At 50.9% G+C, this 19,758-nt stretch carries 20 protein-coding genes; 13 read left to right on the plus strand and 7 right to left on the minus strand.

Annotation, left to right across the window (positions count from 1 at the left end; genetic code table 11):
• Window positions 1-92: 92 nt before the first annotated feature.
• The 4 genes from OLX08_RS12425 to OLX08_RS12440 form a co-directional block, all read right to left on the minus strand.
• The gene (locus OLX08_RS12425; RefSeq protein WP_391483317.1) at window positions 93-1,016 is read right to left on the minus strand and encodes a sulfurtransferase; all 924 of its coding nucleotides are present in this window, start codon (window positions 1,014-1,016) and stop codon (window positions 93-95) included.
• Window positions 1,017-1,241: 225 nt separating this feature from the next.
• A complete protein-coding gene (locus OLX08_RS12430; RefSeq protein ID WP_391483319.1) occupies window positions 1,242-2,174 on the minus strand; it encodes a pirin family protein in 933 nt (310 codons plus the stop codon).
• Between the two features lie 110 nt (window positions 2,175-2,284).
• Window positions 2,285-3,295: a cytochrome d ubiquinol oxidase subunit II gene (locus OLX08_RS12435; protein ID WP_391483376.1), complete on the minus strand. Its 1,011-nt coding sequence runs from the start codon at window positions 3,293-3,295 to the stop codon at window positions 2,285-2,287.
• Window positions 3,296-3,297: 2 nt separating this feature from the next.
• The gene (locus OLX08_RS12440) at window positions 3,298-4,686 is read right to left on the minus strand and encodes a cytochrome ubiquinol oxidase subunit I (RefSeq protein ID WP_391483321.1); all 1,389 of its coding nucleotides are present in this window, start codon (window positions 4,684-4,686) and stop codon (window positions 3,298-3,300) included.
• A gap of 203 nt (window positions 4,687-4,889) precedes the next feature.
• Here OLX08_RS12440 and yghX point away from each other — a divergent pair, with 203 nt between their 5' ends.
• The gene (gene yghX, locus OLX08_RS12445) at window positions 4,890-5,804 is read left to right on the plus strand and encodes a YghX family hydrolase (RefSeq protein WP_391483322.1); all 915 of its coding nucleotides are present in this window, start codon (window positions 4,890-4,892) and stop codon (window positions 5,802-5,804) included.
• A gap of 13 nt (window positions 5,805-5,817) precedes the next feature.
• The gene (locus OLX08_RS12450; protein WP_391483324.1) at window positions 5,818-6,594 is read left to right on the plus strand and encodes an MBL fold metallo-hydrolase; all 777 of its coding nucleotides are present in this window, start codon (window positions 5,818-5,820) and stop codon (window positions 6,592-6,594) included.
• Between the two features lie 376 nt (window positions 6,595-6,970).
• On the opposite strand, the gene OLX08_RS12455 is transcribed toward OLX08_RS12450, so the two are convergent.
• From OLX08_RS12455 to OLX08_RS12465, 3 genes are read right to left on the minus strand one after another with little or no spacing between them, the layout of a single operon-like run.
• Window positions 6,971-8,020, minus strand: a complete 1,050-nt coding sequence (locus tag OLX08_RS12455; protein WP_391483325.1) for a YeeE/YedE family protein — start codon at window positions 8,018-8,020, stop codon at window positions 6,971-6,973.
• A 42-nt stretch (window positions 8,021-8,062) separates the two neighbouring features.
• Window positions 8,063-8,446 (minus strand): ArsR/SmtB family transcription factor, encoded by a 384-nt coding sequence (locus OLX08_RS12460; protein ID WP_341246303.1) that lies wholly within the window; start codon window positions 8,444-8,446, stop codon window positions 8,063-8,065.
• A gap of 5 nt (window positions 8,447-8,451) precedes the next feature.
• Window positions 8,452-8,814: a hypothetical protein gene (locus tag OLX08_RS12465; protein WP_391483327.1), complete on the minus strand. Its 363-nt coding sequence runs from the start codon at window positions 8,812-8,814 to the stop codon at window positions 8,452-8,454.
• A 65-nt stretch (window positions 8,815-8,879) separates the two neighbouring features.
• On the opposite strand from OLX08_RS12465, the gene OLX08_RS12470 reads away from it, so the two are divergent.
• The 11 genes from OLX08_RS12470 (at window position 8,880) to OLX08_RS12520 (ending at window position 19,575) form a co-directional block, all read left to right on the plus strand.
• Window positions 8,880-9,638: a cytochrome c biogenesis CcdA family protein gene (locus OLX08_RS12470; RefSeq protein WP_412535675.1), complete on the plus strand. Its 759-nt coding sequence runs from the start codon at window positions 8,880-8,882 to the stop codon at window positions 9,636-9,638.
• Window positions 9,639-10,173: 535 nt separating this feature from the next.
• Window positions 10,174-10,611, plus strand: coding sequence for a thiosulfate oxidation carrier protein SoxY (soxY, locus tag OLX08_RS12475; protein ID WP_391483329.1), 438 nt, complete (start codon window positions 10,174-10,176; stop codon window positions 10,609-10,611).
• Between the two features lie 62 nt (window positions 10,612-10,673).
• Complete coding sequence (gene soxZ, locus OLX08_RS12480) at window positions 10,674-11,003, plus strand: thiosulfate oxidation carrier complex protein SoxZ (RefSeq protein ID WP_048600009.1); 330 nt, start codon at window positions 10,674-10,676, stop codon at window positions 11,001-11,003.
• A gap of 231 nt (window positions 11,004-11,234) precedes the next feature.
• The gene (soxB, locus tag OLX08_RS12485) at window positions 11,235-12,932 is read left to right on the plus strand and encodes a thiosulfohydrolase SoxB (RefSeq protein ID WP_391483331.1); all 1,698 of its coding nucleotides are present in this window, start codon (window positions 11,235-11,237) and stop codon (window positions 12,930-12,932) included.
• Window positions 12,933-12,956: 24 nt separating this feature from the next.
• On the plus strand, window positions 12,957-14,219 hold the full coding sequence (gene soxC, locus OLX08_RS12490) for a sulfite dehydrogenase (protein ID WP_341246298.1): 1,263 nt from the start codon (window positions 12,957-12,959) through the stop codon (window positions 14,217-14,219).
• Window positions 14,203-15,525: a c-type cytochrome gene (locus tag OLX08_RS12495; RefSeq protein ID WP_391483333.1), complete on the plus strand. Its 1,323-nt coding sequence runs from the start codon at window positions 14,203-14,205 to the stop codon at window positions 15,523-15,525. Before soxC ends, OLX08_RS12495 begins: the two co-directional genes overlap by 17 nt.
• 2 nt (window positions 15,526-15,527) lie before the next feature.
• Window positions 15,528-16,214: a c-type cytochrome gene (locus OLX08_RS12500; RefSeq protein ID WP_391483335.1), complete on the plus strand. Its 687-nt coding sequence runs from the start codon at window positions 15,528-15,530 to the stop codon at window positions 16,212-16,214.
• A gap of 23 nt (window positions 16,215-16,237) precedes the next feature.
• Window positions 16,238-17,503, plus strand: a complete 1,266-nt coding sequence (locus tag OLX08_RS12505; RefSeq protein WP_048600005.1) for an NAD(P)/FAD-dependent oxidoreductase — start codon at window positions 16,238-16,240, stop codon at window positions 17,501-17,503.
• Window positions 17,503-18,237 carry a rhodanese-like domain-containing protein gene (locus OLX08_RS12510; protein WP_391483337.1) on the plus strand — a complete coding sequence of 245 codons (735 nt, stop codon included), beginning with the start codon at window positions 17,503-17,505 and terminating at the stop codon, window positions 18,235-18,237. Before OLX08_RS12505 ends, OLX08_RS12510 begins: the two co-directional genes overlap by 1 nt.
• Window positions 18,238-18,708: 471 nt before the next feature.
• Entirely contained in the window at window positions 18,709-19,140 is a 432-nt protein-coding gene (locus OLX08_RS12515) for a YeeE/YedE family protein (RefSeq protein ID WP_391482894.1), read from the plus strand.
• A 3-nt stretch (window positions 19,141-19,143) separates the two neighbouring features.
• Window positions 19,144-19,575: a DUF6691 family protein gene (locus OLX08_RS12520; protein ID WP_391482895.1), complete on the plus strand. Its 432-nt coding sequence runs from the start codon at window positions 19,144-19,146 to the stop codon at window positions 19,573-19,575.
• Window positions 19,576-19,758: the final 183 nt, after the last annotated feature.

Below are 19,758 nucleotides of genomic sequence, written 5' to 3' on the forward strand. Positions count from 1 at the left end.
GCACAGGAATACAGCAAAGAATAACACTGCCGCAGACGTGAAAAATTTGCGGAGGTTGCCCCCCGCAATTGGTTGCGCAAGATCAGACAAAGCTAGAACCCAATTTGACGAAGTAGGTTCTTAAAGACACCTGGTGTGTTTTCCATTGGCAAGTCTGCGTTGGAATACTCAACCATCGATCCGGCATAGAGCTTTGCATTTTCAACATTCGCAAGCTCGGACAGAGCGAACCAATGTGTCGCGGCCCAGTGCCCAGTGTTGCAAAACGAGATGACCTCTTCGTCACCCTTAATGCCAAGCGAGGCTTTCAAAGCAGAGATATCTGTCGGGGTTGAGATGGCTGCGGCTCCATTTTCGAAAAATGTTGCGTAGGATTGATTAACAGCGCCGGGCAACGTCCCTGGGCGTTTGGCAGCACCGTGTGCTTTGTCGCCAGCAAAGAACTCGGGCAGCCGTGCATCAACCAAAAGCCCTGAGTTTTCACCTTTTACCACTGAAGACACGTGCTGAGTATCCGCCAACCAAGTGGTATCAAACTCAAGGTCCAGCTGGCTTGGTACTGCGGTCTCAGGCGTGTTGTTTAGAGGCAGGTTTGCGTCTCGCCATGCAATCCGTCCACCGTTCAGGATGCTCAGGTCGGTGAAGCCGGTTGATTTAAGCGTCCAATATACACGCGCTGCTGCACCAAAATCTGTATCAGTGTTACCTTCTGAAATGATGACAATAGGCTCGTCTTGCTCGAGGCCTAGCTTCTCAAGGTGCTCTTCCAAAACCGCCAAATCCATAAGGCCGCCGGGATTGTCTTTGGTGCCACGGAACAATTTGTACGGTGCCCAAAGTGCGCCGTCCACGTGAGAGTCCGCATAGCCGTCGTTGCGGATATCAAGAAGAACGGGTTGTTTCGTATCTAGCGCGTTGGCAAGATCATCAGCCTCGACAAGCGGTCCAAATGTTGCCGCGAGCGGCGCTGTAGCAATACCAACGATTGCGACAAGTGTGGTAAGAATAAGTCTCATAACGCGGTCCCTAAATTTGTTTCAGAGTGGCATTAAGCGAAAATTTAATTCTCGTAAATGGGGGCAAAGAGCCGTCATACGGGACAATATTCTGCGTATCCGATCATGTCAGAACATTGTCGCACTAAAGTAAGCTGCTCAGATTATTCGTACCTTTACGCCCAACCAATTGAGACAAATGATCTTACTTAGCCGATTTTTGCTTTTTCCACTCAAGGTGGCAAACTAGGGCAGGGGGATGAACTCATCATTATCGTTGGGTGGTAATTGGAACCGACCATGCGCCCAATCACCGGCCGCCCAAGCAACCTTGGCGGCTTCAATCTTGTCACGCGAGGACGCTACAAAGTTCCACCAAATGTGACGGGGACCATTGAGGGTTTCACCCCCCAAAGCCATTAGACGTGCGCCTGAAGAACCGGCTTTTACGGTAATCTTGTCACCCGGGCGGAACACCATCATTTGACCCGCTTCAAAAGTATCCCCAGCCACCTCAATTGACCCTGATGTTAGATAAAGCCCACGGTCCTCGTGATCATGGGGCAGGGGAAGCATCGCACCGCGTTCAAGCACCACGTCTGCATAAAACATCTCAGAGAATGTTTTGGTGGGTGCGCGTTCACCCCAAGCATTGCCCAAGATCAAGCGGACCTGTTTACCTTCGCCCTCTAAAAACGGCAGCTCGGCTTCTTTATGGTGTTCGAAGCCCGCGTTTGTTTCTTCATGCTCTTCAGGCAGTGCAACCCAAGTCTGAATGCCAAATAATTTGCTACCACTTGCTCTTGTCTGCGCGCTGGTTCGTTCGGAGTGCGTTACCCCGTTACCCGCGATCATCCAATTCACCTCACCGGGGTAAATCATTTGATTTGTGCCAAGGCTGTCACGGTGCTGAAATTCGCCTTGATATAAATAGGTGACTGTTGCGAGACCAATATGCGGGTGCGGTCGTACATCAATGCCTTGATCGGTCAAAAATTCTGCGGGACCCATCTGATCGAAGAACACAAACGGGCCTACCATCTTGCGTTCAACCGAAGGCAATGCACGGCGAACTTCAAAATCACCAATATCACGGGCACGCGGAACGATTAGCGTTTCAATCGAGTCCATCGACCCTGCATCAGGACAATGTGGTTCAATGCTTGGGTTCCAACTCATGGTTTGCTCCAATCTAAGCATCGTTTGAGCAAATGCTACGCTCTAGATGGTTCAATGAGAAGGCAAAGCGCTGAACAGCTTATGTTCATTTTTGCGAAAGTTTACACGCTTCAGTCGTATCGAAGCGCCGTCGCTTTACCGCGGAAGATGTAATACGACAGGACCGTATATCCCAAGATGGCAGGCACGACGAAAAGCGTTCCAATCAAAATAATGAAAAGGCTTTCTGGTGCTGATGCGGCCTCGTAAATCGTGATTTTTTCTGGGACTACATAGGGGTAGAAAGAGTAGGCCATCCCAGCAAAAGCCAGCGTGAACAACCCGATCGCCGCGGCAAACGGCGTCCATGCCCATCTGTCATTGGTGAGGGGCATCCGCCCTAATTGCCACCACAAGAATACGACTAGTGCTGCAGACAAGATTGGCATTGGCGCAAGATAAAGCGCTTCTGGCCAACTAAACCACTTATCGAAAATACGGGTGCTGACAAAAGGAGTAGCCAATGAAATCGAACCTATCCCAAGGATGAGGCCCCAAATGCCCCCCTTCGCCCAGCGGATTGCATGCCGCTGTAGTTGCCCATCCGTTTTAGAGATAAGCCACGCCGCACCAATAAAGCTGTAACCAACGGTTAAGAAAACCGCCGTGAGAAGCGCGAAAATCACATTGGGTAGGGTCCAGGTTAGGCCCATGATATACATTCCCAGCATAAAACCTTGGCTGAGTGAGGCCATAAGTGAGCCTGCAAAAAAAGCACCGTTCCACATTGGTTTCTGGGCAATGGGTGCCTTGGCCCGCATTTCAAATGAAATGCCTCGCAAGATGAGCCCGATAAGCATCACAAAAACTGGCAGATAAAGTGCCGTCAAAATAGTCCCGTGGGCCGTGGGGAAGGCCACCAGCAAAAGACCGACCGCAAGTACCAGCCACGTTTCATTGGCATCCCAAAAAGGGCCGATTGAGGCTACCAGTCGGTCTTTTTCATCGTCATTGGAAAGCGGCATTAGCAGCCCAACTCCAAGGTCAAATCCATCCAACACCACGTAGATCAGAATGGATAGACCCATCAGGGCCGCAAAGGTCCATGGCAGCCAGACTGCGGGATCACCGAAATAATCCATCATTATTCTCCTGGTTGCAGGTTGGACGCTACCGCTTCGCCACGACGCGGGTAAGTACGCGACGAGAACGGCTCGCCACGGGTCGCCTTGCGCGCGAGATACGTTATGACACCAATATAGGCCACGATTAGCACCGCATAGACCACAAGATACCCAATCAGTGTGCTCAGAACCATTGCGCTAGGTACATCGCTAACGGCATCTTTTGTGGTGAGCACGCCTTGAACAAGCCATGGCTGCCGCCCGATTTCAGTGGTGTACCAACCGGCCAATGTCGCGATCCAGCCGCTAAAGCTCATGGCACAGAAAGCATAGAGAGCCGCTTTTGGCATCGCCCCCGCGCCGTATTTACGCAGCATCACAACACCACCCCATGACAGTAACAGCATTGCCATGCCTGTGCCCACCATGATGCGGAAGCTGAAAAATACTGGCGCCACGCGCGGGTGCAACACCTCACCGCCCTCAGTGATAAAGTCATTCAGGCCAGGCACGACACCGTCCGCTTTGTGGGTCAAGATGAGTGAGGCGCCGTTAGGAACGGCAATCTCAAAGCGATTTTCACGCGCTTCTTGGTCGGGCAGGGCAAAAAGCACCAATGGCACATTCGGGCCTGTCTCCCAGTTACCTTCCATCGCTGCTACTTTTGCAGGCTGATATTCGAGCGTGTTTAGTCCGTGAAAATCACCAGCCAGAATTTGCAGCGGGATAAGTCCAGCACCAGCAATGACACCAACGCGAAGCGCAGTCTTTACGTCCTCGCCGCGGTCGCCCCACAACATCCGCAAGGCCGAGATACCCGCCACCAAAAAGGCAACTGTTAGTCCAGATGCCAGCATCATGTGAATAAAGCGATACGGCATTGAAGGGTTGAAGATGATCTCAAGCCAGTTGGTTGCGTGCACAACGCCGTCAATCACCTCATAACCTTGGGGGGTGTGCATCCATGAATTCAGAACGATGATCCAGAACGTCGACATTGTGGTCCCGAAGGCGACCAAGAACGTGGCCAAGGTGTGCACCCAAGGTTTAACCCGTGAGGCACCAAAAAGCATAATCCCAAGAAATACCGCCTCAAGGAAAAATGCAGTCATGATTTCATAGGCCAGTAGGGGGCCCGCCACATTGCCAACGGTTTCCATGAAGCCGGGCCAGTTTGTACCGAATTGGAACGACATCGTGATACCCGACACGACACCCATGGCGAAAGATAACGCAAATACCTTCACCCAGAACATATAGGCGTCCATCCACTTTTGCTCTCCGGTCGCGGTGAAGCGCACCTTAAAGAACAACAATACCCATCCTAAGGCGATGGTGATTGTTGGAAACAGAATGTGAAACGAGATATTCGCACCAAACTGAATACGAGAAAGAAGAAGTGTGTCCACCAGAAGCTCCAGAAAGAAAAAAGACAATTCCTGAGCCTGAGGTATGCTGCACTGCCCTACAGGGGAAGATCATGCGACAATAGGCGCACATGTCTGACAGCACGATGAACCCGCAAAGATGCACACAGACATGTGATCTGCTGCGGTGGTCATCGCGCAATAGTGAAATACTTCTGGTTAATTGGTAACCTGGAGTAAATGAGATGACTGTTAAAACAAACGCGCGCCGCTTGACGGCTGGTGATTTCGATCAAGACCTTTTGGATCTCTACGACTATTACGCCCACGGCAAGATCTCGAAACGTGAGTTTTTGGATCGGGCGGGCAAATGGGCTGTTGGTGGCATTACTGCTGCTGCGATTTTAGGAACGCTATCGCCAAATTATGCGCTGGCCGAGCAGGTTGCCTCAGATGATCCGGATATCGTGGGTGAAGACATTACTTACGCAAGCCCCGATGGAGCCGGCGACATCAACGCGTATCTTGTGCGTCCTGCTAATATTAACCCAGAGCGCCCACCGGCGGCTATTTTGGTGGTTCATGAAAACCGCGGTTTGAACCCGTATATTCGTGACGTTGTCCGTCGTCTTGCCAAGGCAGGCTTTATCGCGATGGGCCCAGATGGCCTGTCATCCCTTGGGGGGTATCCCGGCACGGATGATGAAGGCCGGACAATGCAGCGGACTTTGGATCAGGGCGCGCTTTTGAATGACTTTTTTGCTGGCTTTGAGTATTTGCAGAACCTCGAAGGCACTAATGGCAAAGTTGGCGCGACTGGTTTTTGTTATGGAGGCGGCGTCGTCACACGGCTTGCAGCTGCGTACCCTGAGATGGCTGCGGGTGTGCCTTTTTATGGCTCATTTCCAGATGCAGAGCAGGTAGCACGGATCAATGCGCCACTGATGGTTCAACTTGCAGCATTGGATCAGCGCATCAATGCCATGTGGCCCGCCTTCCAAGTTGCGATGGAAGAGAACGACAACCCTTACGAGGCTCATATTTATCCCGGCGTGAACCACGGATTTCACAATGACACGACACCGCGCTATGATGAGGCTGCGGCCACGCTTGCCGAGCAACGTATGGTAGCGTGGTTCCGCACGTATCTCGCTGGTTAAAGGAGACGCTGTCATGCCGTTGTTCAATATGCTTTCTAAGCTTGCCCAAGCACTGGTTGTGATCATGCTCACAACACTTCCGGGCACGGCAGAGCAACAAGCCATAGAACACGGCACAAGTGTCTCACGCATCTATCAAGCGCAGCAGACTTCTGCGCTTGATAGGCTTCCACAGATTGTCACGACATCGGGTGCAAATGTCACAATTGTTTGGGACAACACCACCATTTTGATCGATCCCACAGGGTCCCAAATTCAATACGCTGCTTACGGTTCACCGGATATTGTGGTGCTGACACGGGCACATCCGGACCACCTCAGTGTGCGCACCATGATCGGGATGCTACGCCGCAATACAGTCGTACTGGCACCGCAAGCTGTGATCAACGAGCTGCCGTTAATGATTTCAAACAATGTCATCACGCCGTTCGAAATTGGAGCTGTTCAGCAAGTTGACGGGCTGGAGTTCACCGCAACCACCGCTGTGTCTGAAAATAGTGACCAAACAGATATCGGAGTCATAATTGAAAACGATAACACCCGCATTTACGTGTCCGGAAATACTGCGGCGACCAGTCAGATGGCAGGGCTACGCAACATAAACGCGGCTGTCATCTCATTGTCCGAAGGCACAGACCTACGCGAGATGGCCAGAGCAGCTGCTGAAATGAGCCCCGATCTACTCGTGGTCAATGCATACGGAAACGATAACAGAAAATTGCGTAATTTCCGGACAGAGATGAAAAAGTTGAATAGAGCTATCAAGGTTCAAGCCAGCGAGAGCTTTTGATGAGTGGATCACTCCATGAGCCATCGTTTTTAAATAACGGTCATACTTTGAGTATTGAAAACACTGCTCTGTGCATCAAAGATGAGGGGCGCGACGGTCTGAGCTGTCCATAACGAGGGGCCCTCTGAAAACTGGGGCAACCAAGACTTCTCTGATTAAAGCACCAACATTCCTTTTTGATCACACGCAGCCCAAGCCTGACCGCGCGAAAAGTGTGGCAAACCTTTGGTGTGACAGAGCCCCGAGGCGGTCCCAAGATGTCCTGGGCTTGGTGTTTCCAAAGAGGGCGGAGCATCCTCTTTGGTGGGGTTTTGAAAGGGGCGAAGCGTCTTTATCGGAGCGAAATAACACACGTTGTGAGGAAAGATAGAGGCACCTAAGGAGCGACTTTAAAGCCTGTGATGAGTTGCCTCAGACCAAAAGCCGCGCCACAAAAGATTGCGATAAGTGTAACCGGTGCACTGTATGCTAAGACCGAAAATGCAGCGATACCCTGACCCACACTACACCCTACTGCCAATATCGCGCCAACACCCATTAGCGCGGCTCCAAAAATCTGTCGTTTTAACTCTCGCGGATCTTCGCACGCCTCCCAGCGGAATTGCTTTTTGAACATTGAACCAAATGCGGCTCCAATAATGACACCCACCACCGAACCTACGCTAAACGAAACAGTATTTCCCGATGCTGTCATGCTATAGAAGATCGTATCCCCAACGGGTGCCGCGAAAGTATGTGTGCGGATCGTTTCGCCGTCAAAGCCGACTGTCGCCACCCAATGTGTTCCCACCCAGCCGGATGTGATGGCAAGGCCCACTAGCGCTCCCCATAGCGCGTAGCTTTGAAACGGTTTGCCTCGTGCAGTTCGAAGCGATGCTAGCACAATAATCGTCCCTGCTACGATACCAACCACCCAAGGAGCTACGCCAAAATCACCCAACAACTGTGCCAACCCTTGGCTTGTGTCTGAGCTTTGTACCACGGGAAACAACATTATTCGCAAATGGGCGAGGGGACCTGACATTACGAAATATGCGGAGAGCCCCATAACCAGAACAATGACAAATGCCCGCAGGTCGCCGCCACCCAGCCGTGCGAGCGCACCGTAGCCGCAGTTGCCCGTCAGGGCCATGCCGTATCCAAAAAGCAGCCCACCGATGACTGTGCTGAGCGGGTTCCAGGCGCGTGATAGATATGCAACGTCACTGCCTTCGACAAAAGCAGTACCCAACAACACCTGTGTTCCGATAATTGCCACTCCAACAGAGACACCCCACATACCCATCCGCCTGGGGTCAGCTCCATAGAGATAATCCTCAATTGCACCTAATGTGCAAAATCGGCCCAGTCTTGCGGCTAACCCAAGGGCTATTCCGCCCAATAGGCCAATCAAAGCTATTGTGTTTGCTTCTCCGAGAACTTCCATAGATGTCTAATCCTCCCGACCAAACTTGGGCGAGAAGTTTGGCTAGCTGTTTTTGCAAAACAGATCATATACGACTTCTATGATTTGCCGAGGGCGGTCATCTGTCAAGCTATAGTAAATAGCCTTGCCATCTCTACGTGGCTTTACCAGGCCTTCAAAGCGGAGCCGAGTTAGCTGTTGCGAGACGCTTGCCTGCCGAGCAGACAAAAGCTCTTCAAGCTCTGTTACAGACTTTTCGCCTGATGCCAGATGGCACAAAATCATCAATCTACCTTCGTGACTGATAGCCTTTAGGAAGCTTGATGCCTGTTCGGCATTAGCAACCATTTTCTCCATATCCTCGGGGCACATATTTACGTCAAACACGGGCAGTTTACTTTTTGCTTCATCAGTGCGGATGTTGGATGTGGCAGTTTGGCTATCCATAGGGGTCAACTCGCTTGCTCAAAAGGTATATCAGCATCTTTGAGCATCTTCGAAAGGATTGCCCAAAAGAAGTCTTCACCAGGATAGCCTTCAATACGGCCAACTTCCTTACCGTCATTAACAAGAATAAAAGTGGGTGTAAAACGGACAGGCTTCTCGAGATCTACGTCTCGCGCTCCCGTTTTGATATCAAAGCGTTCAAGGCGAGCAGTTTTTCCTTCAGAAGTTTTTGGGTAAATTTCCGCTATCTCAGTATCCCATCGATCACACCAATAACATCCGTCTCTCTCAGCCATAAGTAGAACTGTCTCTGCAAATGCGGTGCAGGGAGTGCAAAGTAACGTCGCAGTAAAAATCGCTTTGATCATGCTGGAGCGCCCTTTCGTTGACGTCTCTCGTGAATTCAACATATGCCTTTACGCAAATTGCTCAAGTGAGTGACGGAGATAAAATGTTCGAGGTGACTACAGTCGGTGCCCTTACAGCGGGCCTTTTGTCTTTTTTATCCCCCTGCGTTTTACCGATAGTGCCGTTCTATATTAGTTATTTTGCCGGCTCCCGTCTTAACCAAGCTCAATCCAGCCAGAACACGATTATCTCTGAACGCGCGCGGGCAGTAGCTTCTTCCATCTTTTTTGGTCTTGGTATCATTACGGTATTTGTCGCTTTGGGGGCGAGTGCCAGCACTCTGGGTGTACTGATGCAAGATTGGTTTGATGTACTTCGATTAGTGGCTGCGTGCCTATTAGTTGTAATGGGTCTACATTTTTTGGGTATCGTTCAGATTGCTGGGTTCCACCGCCAGGTCAGAATTGAAACTCGTTTGATTGATCCTTCAAAATTTGTAGGAGCCTATGTCGTGGGGTTGGCATTTGCTTTTGGTTGGACCCCCTGTGTAGGGCCAGTCCTGGCCGCAATTTTATTTACGGCTGCCGCGCAAGATACCGCTGCAGAGGGAGCGCAGTTATTATTTGTTTACGGAGTGGGCATGACCCTGCCGTTTGTTCTAGTATCGCTGTTTGTGGATCAATTCACATCATGGATGTCGCGGTTTAGGACATATCTTGGGATGGTCGAAAAGGTCACTGGCTTATGCCTGATTACATTCGGAATCCTTGTTGGGACCGATCAGATTGGAGCTATTGCGCAAGTGATGCTCGATTATGTGCCCTGGTTTAGCAGGCTCGGCTAGTGAGCGTAGGGTGAATGAGTGTAACAAAATCGTCGAAATTTTAGCTGCCTCATTTATTACATGTAAGGTGGTTTGCAGCCCTGTAAGCCAACCTACTCAATTACTGAATAACTTTGGGCCGGGGGTCTTTGAAGCTCATTTAACCCGATTTATATCCTTACAACTGACCTGCTGCGCTGCGGCATTGTGGCTAAGTGTTGTACAGTCAGGTAGTCTGTTTGGCCTTTCCAGACTGCCATTATGCGCAAAATATATCTTATTTTTCTGCACCCGCTAACAAATATAAAAATTCTTTTAATTGAATTTGTTGTTGCGTGAATGTGTTGGTGTCCACTAGCATACCTTAAATCAGCAACTGAATCGGCTTGGGAGGGGCGACTGATAATGCTGCAAAATGCGTCATCGACTGTTTGTGTCTCTGCTGGCGATCCAAGACATCCGGTTAGAACACTCGCGCAACGCCTCTTAGATCAAGCACGCTATTGCGAATTCACCGTCTCTCACTTTTTAACTACAGGAAGGGAAACCTACCGACATGACTACCCATACTAGACAGTTTAACAGGCGCTCGATCCTTTCATTGGGTGGTTGCGCATTGGCGATGACCGCTGTTGTAGGTACGCCGGCCCTTGCAAGCCTGACAGATGATGCAATTGCGGCTCTTACAAGCGGCGCAGGTGCTGTTGAAGGCGGCATTTCCATCACGGCCCCTGAAATTGCTGAAAATGGCAACACTGTTCCCGTGGAAATAGATGCTCCAGGTGCTGTCGCTATCACATTGTTCGCTGATGGGAACCCAACTCCAAGCGTTGCCACCTTCAAGTTTGGTGCGCTGAGTGCGTCGCGCACAGCATCTACACGCATTCGACTATCCACAACGCAGAACGTCGTGGCTGTGGCAGAGATGGAAGACGGATCATTCCAGATGGCTAAGGCAAATGTCAAAGTGACCATCGGTGGTTGTGGCGGCTAATTGGCTGCACTTCAAACATTCATACTGTCGGCGGTGCTGACAATATACCTAGGAGATACAATATGGCGTCTGGTGTGAAACCAAGGGTGAAGGTACCCAAAACAGCTGAAGCTGGTGAAGCAATTACAATCAAGACACTGATCAGCCACAAAATGGAAAGCGGTCAGCGTAAGGACGATGACGGTAACCTTATTCCGAGATCGATTATCAACCGCTTTACGGCCGAATTTAACGGCGAAAATGTGATTGATGTACTGCTTGAGCCAGCCATTTCTACCAATCCATATTTTCAGTTTGAAGCGATTGTCCCAGAGAGTGGTGAGTTCACTTTCAAATGGTACGACGATGATGGTGATATCTATGAGGCGAAAAAGAAGGTCAGCGTTGCTTAGTGAGATTTACGCCAGAAGGTGCCTGAATTGATTTTCAGCACTTAGCTGCAGTTTAAGGCCGTGGCACCTTTGGCTCTCACATTTGTTTTCAAGACCAGCCGGTAGGACCAGATGGTCTTCCGAAACCACTTCAGCCAATTGCTTCAATTGATCCGCAACCAGCCCTGAATATGGAAATTTGCGCGAAATGAAATTCAAATATTCATATAGCTTATTGAAAGAATGCATCGAATGATTTCACGTCGAGATTTTTTGCAAGTTGGTATGGCCGCCTCAGCCATCGTTGGTGGCTCTGGCTTTGGGAACTGGGCACGTTTGGCTGCCCAACAACGGCTCAGTCAGGATCAGTTACTTGAGTTTGATACGTACGGGAACGTTTCACTGATCCACATCACAGATATTCATGGACAACTGAAACCAATCTATTTTCGCGAGCCTTCCGTGAATATCGGAGTTGGTGCCAATGCCGGTGCGGTTCCGCACGTCACAGGTGCTGACTTCCGTAAAATGTACGGCATCGAGGACGGTAGTCCGAGCCACTATGCCCTAAGTTCAGGCGATTTTTCGTCTCTAGCACAAGGGTACGGACGTGTTGGTGGCTTGGACCGCGTGGCCACAGTTGTGAAAGCTATTCGCGCTGATCGGCCCGATGCTATCTTGCTGGATGGCGGCGATACTTGGCACGGCTCCTACACAACACACATCACACAAGCGCAAGACATGGTGAATGTCATGAACGCGCTCGAGCCTGACGCGATGACGTTCCACTGGGAATTCACCTTAGGCACTGAGCGCGTAACTGAGCTTGTCGAAAGTCTTCCTTTTGCGGCGCTAGGGCAGAACATCTTTGACTCTGAATGGGATGAGCCATCTGATCTCTTTCCACCCTATAAAATGTTTGAGCGTGGCGGCACGAAGATTGCTGTAATAGGTCAAGCATTCCCATACATGCCAATTGCCAATCCAGGCTGGATGTTCCCAGAGTTCTCGTTTGGTATTCGCGACGAAAACATGGCGAAGATGGTTGAGAAGGTACGCGCCGAAGGTGCGGAATGCGTTGTTGTTCTAAGTCACAACGGTTTTGATGTAGACAAGAAGATGGCCAGCGTAGTGCCTGGCATCGACGTTATTCTATCTGGTCACACACATGATGCGCTACCTGAGCCTGTAGTCGTTGGTAGTACAATTGTTTTGCCATCAGGCTCTAATGGTAAGTTTGTGAGCCGTGTCGACCTTGATATCCGAGATGGCCGGATGATGGGGTACCGCACCAAGCTGATCCCAATTTTTTCTGACGTAATTGCCCCAGACGCTGAAGTAGCTGCGATCATTGATGCCGAGCGCGCTCCCTATCTGCCTGAGCTAACTGAAGTATTAGGACGTACTGATAGCCTTTTGTATCGTCGCGGGAACTTCAATGGAACTTGGGATGATTTGATTTGTGACGCATTACTTAGCGAACGTGATGCGCAGATTGCGCTAAGTCCAGGCGTGCGATGGGGGCCATCGCTTGTGCCTGGTCAGGATATCACGCGCGAAGATGTGTTTGGCGTCACTTCGATGTCTTACGGTCAGGCCTATCGTAGTGAAATGACGGGTGAATTTCTCAAAGTCATTTTGGAAGATGTCGCCGACAACATCTTTAATCCGGACCCTTATTATCAACAGGGTGGCGATATGGTGCGCACTGGTGGTCTTGGCTACCGGATTGACGTTAGCAAACCCCAAGGTGAACGCATTTCCGAAATGACATTACTCGCTACCGGCGAGCGTATTGATCCGGCTCATTCTTACGTTGTTGCCGGTTGGGCCAGCGTGAATGAGGGAACCGAAGGACCCCAAATCTGGGATGTGGTCGAGAACCATGTCCGCAAGCTCGGCACTGTAACGGTGTCAGAAAACAATAGCGTCGACGTCGTTGGCCTTTGAATAGAAAATTGGAGAACTCAATAAATGGATGAGATGTCTAAAACCTCCCGTCGCGCCTTCTTGCGAGGAAGTGCTGCAGTAGCCGCAGGCACAGCTGCTGGTACTGTTAGTGCCCAAACACCTGATCCAGCCATTACCGAGTTGCAGGACTGGGCCTCATATCTGGGCGCGGGGGTAGATGAAACACCTTACGGCCTTCCGATTAGCTTTGAGTCCGACGTTATTCGTCGCAATGTTGAATGGCTGACAGCCTCACCTATTTCGTCTATCAATTTCACACCAATTCATGCGCTTGAAGGCACAATCACACCCCAAGGGTGTGCATTTGAACGCCATCACTCGGGCGCGATTGAACTCCACAAAGATGACTACCGCTTGATGATCAATGGTCTTGTGGATCGGCCTTTGGTGTTTACTTATGAAGACCTCGAGCGGTTGCCACGCGAAAACCATGTGTATTTCTGCGAATGTGCTGCCAACACGGGTATGGAGTGGGCCGGTGCGCAGCTGAACGGCGTACAATTTACACATGGCATGATCCACAACATGGAATACACCGGTGTTCCTTTGCGGACGCTTCTAAAAGAAGCGGGAGCTGACATCTCTTTGGATAAATGGGTGTATGTTGAAGGCGCCGATGCATCATCGAACGGACGTTCCATACCTATGGAAAAAGCGCTGGATGACGTTCTGGTCGCTTTCAAAGCAAACGGTGAAGCCTTGCGGATGGAGCACGGATATCCAGTGCGTTTGGTAGTACCTGGCTGGGAAGGTAACCTCTGGGTTAAGTGGTTGCGCCGTATTGAAATCACTGATCGCGCCGTTGAGAGCCGCGAGGAAACATCAAAATATACCGACGTTTACGAGGATGGGGTAGCACGTAAGTGGACGTGGGTCATGGACGCAAAGTCTGTCATTACATCTCCAAGCCCGCAAATGCCGATCACACATGGTGCAGGGCCGATGGTTATTTCCGGTCTGGCTTGGTCAGGTCACGGTCAGATTACGCGCGTAGACGTGTCCAAAGACGGCGGCATTACCTGGGAAACTGCGCGGCTTGGCAAGCAGGGTGACACAAAAGCTCTGACGCGATTCTACTTAGACACAGAGTGGGACGGTGCCCCGATGCTTTTGCAAGCACGGGCTATGGATGACACCGGCTACGTTCAACCGACTAAAGAACAACTGAGAGAACAACGTGGCGAGAACGCTGTGTATCACAACAACTGTATCCAGACTTGGTACGTAGACGTAGAAGGGAAAGCTGAGAATGTCGAAGTTTCTTAATATCTTCCTGCCGGCAGCCAGTGGCACAGCATTAGCACTTGGGCTCGCCTTTGGACTAGCGGGGCGTGATTACAACAAGAGCACTATCGAGTCCCTCGAAATTCAGCTTGATCAAGCCAACGCTCGGACATCAGCGGCACAGAATTCCAGCGACGCACAGAATGAAGTTGTCCAAGCTCTTCAAGATCGTTTGACGACTGTCGAAACTAATCTGGCAGCAGCTGCCTCCCAGATTGGCTCTGTTGCCGAGCCTGCTCCGCTCAAGGCCGACACATATCAAATTGGTCGTTTGGCGCTGTCTGAGGAAATTGCAGCATGGGATGTGGATGTTCTGCCGGATGGACGTGGTTTGCCCGTGGGATCTGGCGATGTGTTCACAGGTGAAGAGGTGTTTGCGGATCAATGTGCCGCCTGTCACGGTGACTTCGCTGAAGGTGTCGACAATTGGCCGGTGCTAGCGGGAGGTTTTGACACGCTGGCAGATGAGGACCCCATCAAAACAGTTGGCTCCTATTGGCCGCATCTTTCTACTGTGTGGGACTACATCAATCGCTCAATGCCGTTCGGTGCCGCAGGGACTCTGACTGCGGATGAAACGTACGCGATCGTTGCTTATATTCTTTATTCCAATGACATGGTTGATGACGATTTTGTGCTATCACAAGAAAATTTTGCTGACTTTGAAATGCACAACAAAGACGGTTTTGTTTTGGACGACCGCGCTGAAACTGAGTACGCGGCTTGGCGCACTGAGCCATGCATGAAAAACTGTAAAGAAGAAGTCGAAGTCACGATGCGGTCTGTCTTCTTGGTTGAGACACCGCCAGAAGGTGGTTCCAATTCGGTCATGAACAGTGCCACGATTGATGGTCTGCCGTCATTCTCGGCCACTGGCCCCGCATTTACCCCTGCAGCCACTGTTGCGCCAAAAGCACCTGCCGCCACAAAGGCGATTGCTGAAGAGGTGTCCGCAGAGGATCAGGAAGCGCAGCTGATTGATGATGGCAAAAAAGTGTTCAAGAAATGCCGTGCGTGCCATGAGGTTGGTGAAGGCGCCAAGAATGGTTCTGGCCCGCATTTGAATGGCATTGTTGGTCGGACCATGGGCTCGGTTGATGGTTTCAAATACTCAAAGGTGTTTGCAGCAGCGCTCGACGATGGTTTGGTTTGGGATGATGAAGCCTTGGCCAGTTTTTTGGAAAAACCAAAATCGTACATGAAGGGTACGAAGATGGCTTTTTCCGGTCTGAAGAAAGCATCTGACCAGCAGGCTGTCATCGAATACTTGCGAACATTTGGCGAGTAATCATGCTTTTGGATTTTTCTAGAATAGGATTATGTGTCGCTTTGACGGTCTCTGCATTTTCTGCTCACGCGGAAAGTGTAGGGGACCCCGATGCGGGCAAAAAAGTCTATAGGAAATGCGCCAGCTGTCACATGGTGGGTGATGATGCGCGTAATCGCGTCGGACCCAACCTCAACAATATCATTGGCGCACCTGCCGCAAACATTGATGGCGTGAAATACTCTAAGGCTCTAAAAAATGCCGCCGCTGACGGTCTGGTTTGGGATGAAGCCGCTCTTAATGCTTTCTTAGAGGCTCCGAAAAAATACCTGCCAGGAACGCGGATGAGTTTTCGGGGCTTAACAAAGTCTAGCGAGCGCGCGGATGTGATTGCGTACCTTGCAACATACTCTGATAGCTCGATCGCTCCGGAAGCCGGTTTTTCTGTATCACCGGAAATATTGGCTATGGATGGTGACGTCGCATACGGCGAGTATCTCGGGTCAGAGTGTACCACATGTCATTTATCAAGTGGTGCCAATGATGGCATCCCCGGCATTACAGGCTGGGACGAGGCCGATTTCGTTACCGCAATGCACGCTTACAAGGAAAAGTATCGCGATAATTCCGTGATGCAAATGGTCACTGGTCGTTTGGCCAATGATGAGATCGCTGCGCTTGCAGCGTATTTCAAAAGCCTCGGAAACTGAGGCAATAAAGGGAGGAATAAGAGATGACTATAAACAGAAGAAAGTTTTTGGGTGCCACAGTGGCGGCGTCTGCTGCTTTATCGGCTCCTATGGCGCTGGCTGCAGGGAGCGGCAAGCCGCGCGTCGTTGTAATTGGTGGTGGTGCAGGCGGTGCGACTGCGGCTCGTTATATCGCTAAGGATAGTAAAGGCGAAATTGATGTAACACTCATTGAGCCCACCCGTACCTACTACACCTGCTTCTTCTCAAACCTGTACCTAGGTGGTTTTAAGGAGATGGATGAACTCGGTCACAGCTACGGTGGTTTGGCTGCCGCGGGCGTGAATGTCATTCACGATTGGGCCATTGGTGTTGACCGCGATAGTAAGCAAGTCACGCTGGCCGGTGGCGCAAAGCTTACATATGATAAATTGGTGTTAAGCCCGGGTATCGATTTTGTTGATAACGCAGTAGCCGGATGGGATGTAACAGCACAAAACGCGATGCCTCATGCTTATAAGGGAGGCTCTCAAACAGAGCTTTTGAAAGCTCAGTTGGCTGCGATGCCTGAGGGTGGTGTATTCGCGATGGTAGCACCACCGAACCCATATCGCTGCCCTCCAGGTCCGTATGAGCGGGTCTCGATGGTTGCGCATTACCTCAAAGCAAATAACCCGACTGCAAAAATTATTGTTGCAGACCCTAAGCCGAAATTCTCAAAAATGGCGCTGTTCCAAGAGGGTTGGGCAAATAACTATGGCGGTATGATCGATTGGGTCGGTGAAGAATTTGGCGGCGGTAACGTCGAAGTTGACCCGAACGGTATGACGCTCAGCATTGATGGAGAGGTTGTCAGTGTTGACGTGTGCAACGTCATCCCAGCCATGAAAGCCGGCAAAATTGCTGAAATTGCAGGCGTTACTCAGGGCAATTGGGCGCCCGTAAATGCTGCTGACATGTCCAGCAAAGCAGATGCAGACGTATATGTTCTTGGCGACGCGTCACAGCAAGGCGATATGCCAAAGTCAGGGTTCTCAGCGAATAGCCAAGCCAAGGTATGTGCAAACGCAATTCGTGGTGCGCTGACGGGTTCACGTGTGTTCCCTGCCAAGTTCTCTAACACATGCTGGTCGCTGATCGACACAGACAACGGTGTTAAAGTTGGCGCAACATATGAAGCCACAGATGAAAAGATCGCCAAAGTCGATGGCTTCATCTCATCTACTGGTGAGAGTTCTGAAGTACGTAAGGCAACCTACCTCGAATCTGAAGGTTGGTATTCTGGTATTACTGCGGACATGTTCGGGTAATGCATTTTACAAACACTCTCGGGCGCAATGTGCCGTCCGAGAGTTTTCTGGACCGTGTGTTGAGCTTAGCTATGCCGGTCTTTTGCGTTAGTTCATTTCTGATTTATACTATGAAAACAGTAGTTAAGGTGGCCCACTTCATGCATTTCAAAGAACTAATAGCTTGTTGTGTGCTGATGGCGGGCTCGGCGCAAGCTAACGACGTCGGCATTACCAAAGGCCTAATGAACGTAACAGTTCAAACCGCTGATGGCGTAGTTGATATCACGCGCAACCAAGATCCAAATGCACGGTTGCAAGAACCGTGGACACAAACGTCACGGCCATGTCCAAACTTTTGCATCCAACCAATGATACCTGCTCCTGGTGTGGCGCCAGTTGGCGAACTCGAAGTTCTTGAATTTTTACAACGAGAAGATGCTGTATTGGTCGATGGACGACTACGCACTGACTACGATAAATCTACGATACCTGGCGCAATCTCTATCCCGTATACACAAGCTGCGGACAGATTGGATGAGCTAGGGTGCGAGATTGATTTCGATGGATGGATTTGCAGTGATGCGGCTCCGATTGTTGTTTTGTTTTGTAACGGTCCATGGTGCGGCCAATCACCCACTGCTGCTCGGCGTATGATTGCTGCGGGATATCCAGCTAAAAAAATTCGATACTATCGTGGTGGCATGCAAAGCTGGAACATGTTGGGTCTGACGGTTCGCCCGGGAAGTGGCTAAACCCATTATTTAGTAGGCGTCTTCAATTTGAGGTTCGCTAGTGGATTTAGAGATCCGGCACACTGTTCTGACAATGCAAATTCTAAGTTGCAATCCTGTTCAAACGTTTACGGCTTGGGGCTAGGCCGTCTAGAGCGTGTCTGTTCAAGAGTGGCATAACCTTACCATACAACCAAGATCATGCCCTTTTGGCCCGATCACTGGGATTAGTCTGCATGTTGAGCGTTCAGCCGCAATGAGTACGCGCAGAACGAGCCTACCTACTGAAATGGAAGGCTGAAAATGAAGCACTGTTCCAGCATGTTTTCAGCTTCTTGTAGCTTAAGTGACAATGTCACTGAAGGCTTGGCTGTTGGGGTGTATTCTGCGGCTATGTTATCGTCCCGAGGAGGCATTCATGAACACTAATTCAGGCAGCACGGCGCGACGCTTTATGGCGGCGGCTAGCATCAAGACAGGATGGACATAACCATGGAAACAGCTTTCACTCCTTTTGCCTCCCTTGGCGGGGGCCTCGCGATTGGTCTTGGCGCCGTCATGTTGATGCTTGGCCTTGGCCGCATTCTGGGGGCGACCGGTATCATGTCCGGTCTGGTTTTCGCACAAAACCGTGCAGAGGCATCGTGGCGCGCTGCCATGATCCTTGGCATGATCGCTGCACCCGGCGTGATCTTTTTGGTCAGTGGCACAATGCCCGCTGTCGATGTGCCAGTAAGCCCAACCATGATTGTGATCGGCGGCATCATCGTGGGGTTTGGCGCGAGCTTGGGATCCGGTTGCACATCGGGTCACGGGGTCTGCGGACTATCGCGCTTTTCCATTCGGTCGCTTGTTGCGGTGCCTACCTTTATGGCCACCGCCGGCATCACCGTCTTTATCATTCGTCACATATTCGGAGCCTGATCAATGAAACTGATTTTTGCTGGCCTCACAGGTCTTGTCTTTGGCATCGGGATCGCTCTGTCGGGTATGATGAACCCAGCCAAAGTGCTGAACTTCTTTGACATTGCAGGCACATGGGACCCGAGCCTTGCCTTTGTGATGGGTGGTGCACTGGTTGTCACAGGGATTGGGTACCGCGCTGTGTGGCGCCGCGCGCAGCCCTTGTTTGGCGGTACGTTCCAAGTGCCGAACGCAACCAATATTGATCCCAAGCTTGTCGGTGGCTCTGCGTTATTTGGCATCGGTTGGGGCATTGCAGGGTTCTGCCCCGGAGCGGCTATTCCCGCCCTTGGAACAGGGCGTTGGGAAGTGGTTCTGTTCATCGCTGCGGTGGTTGTTGGACTTGCCCTGCGACGACTGATGACCCGGATGACGACAGCCGCTGTGCCCCAATAAAGCGGTGCCCTGAATGACGACCGCTTACTGCCCGCTCACACACTCAGGGTGGCGCAAGGCTGCTGTCACCACCTGCACCTGAGACCAAGGAGATTGACAATGACGTACCCTGTAAACATGAACATCACCCCTGACGTTCAGGCCTTCTTTGATGATGCAACAAACACGATCAGCTACATCGTC

Origin of the sequence: Nereida ignava (genome assembly GCF_047114695.1) — a bacterium.
In the GTDB taxonomy this organism is placed as follows: Bacteria; Pseudomonadota; Alphaproteobacteria; order Rhodobacterales; family Rhodobacteraceae; genus Nereida; species Nereida ignava.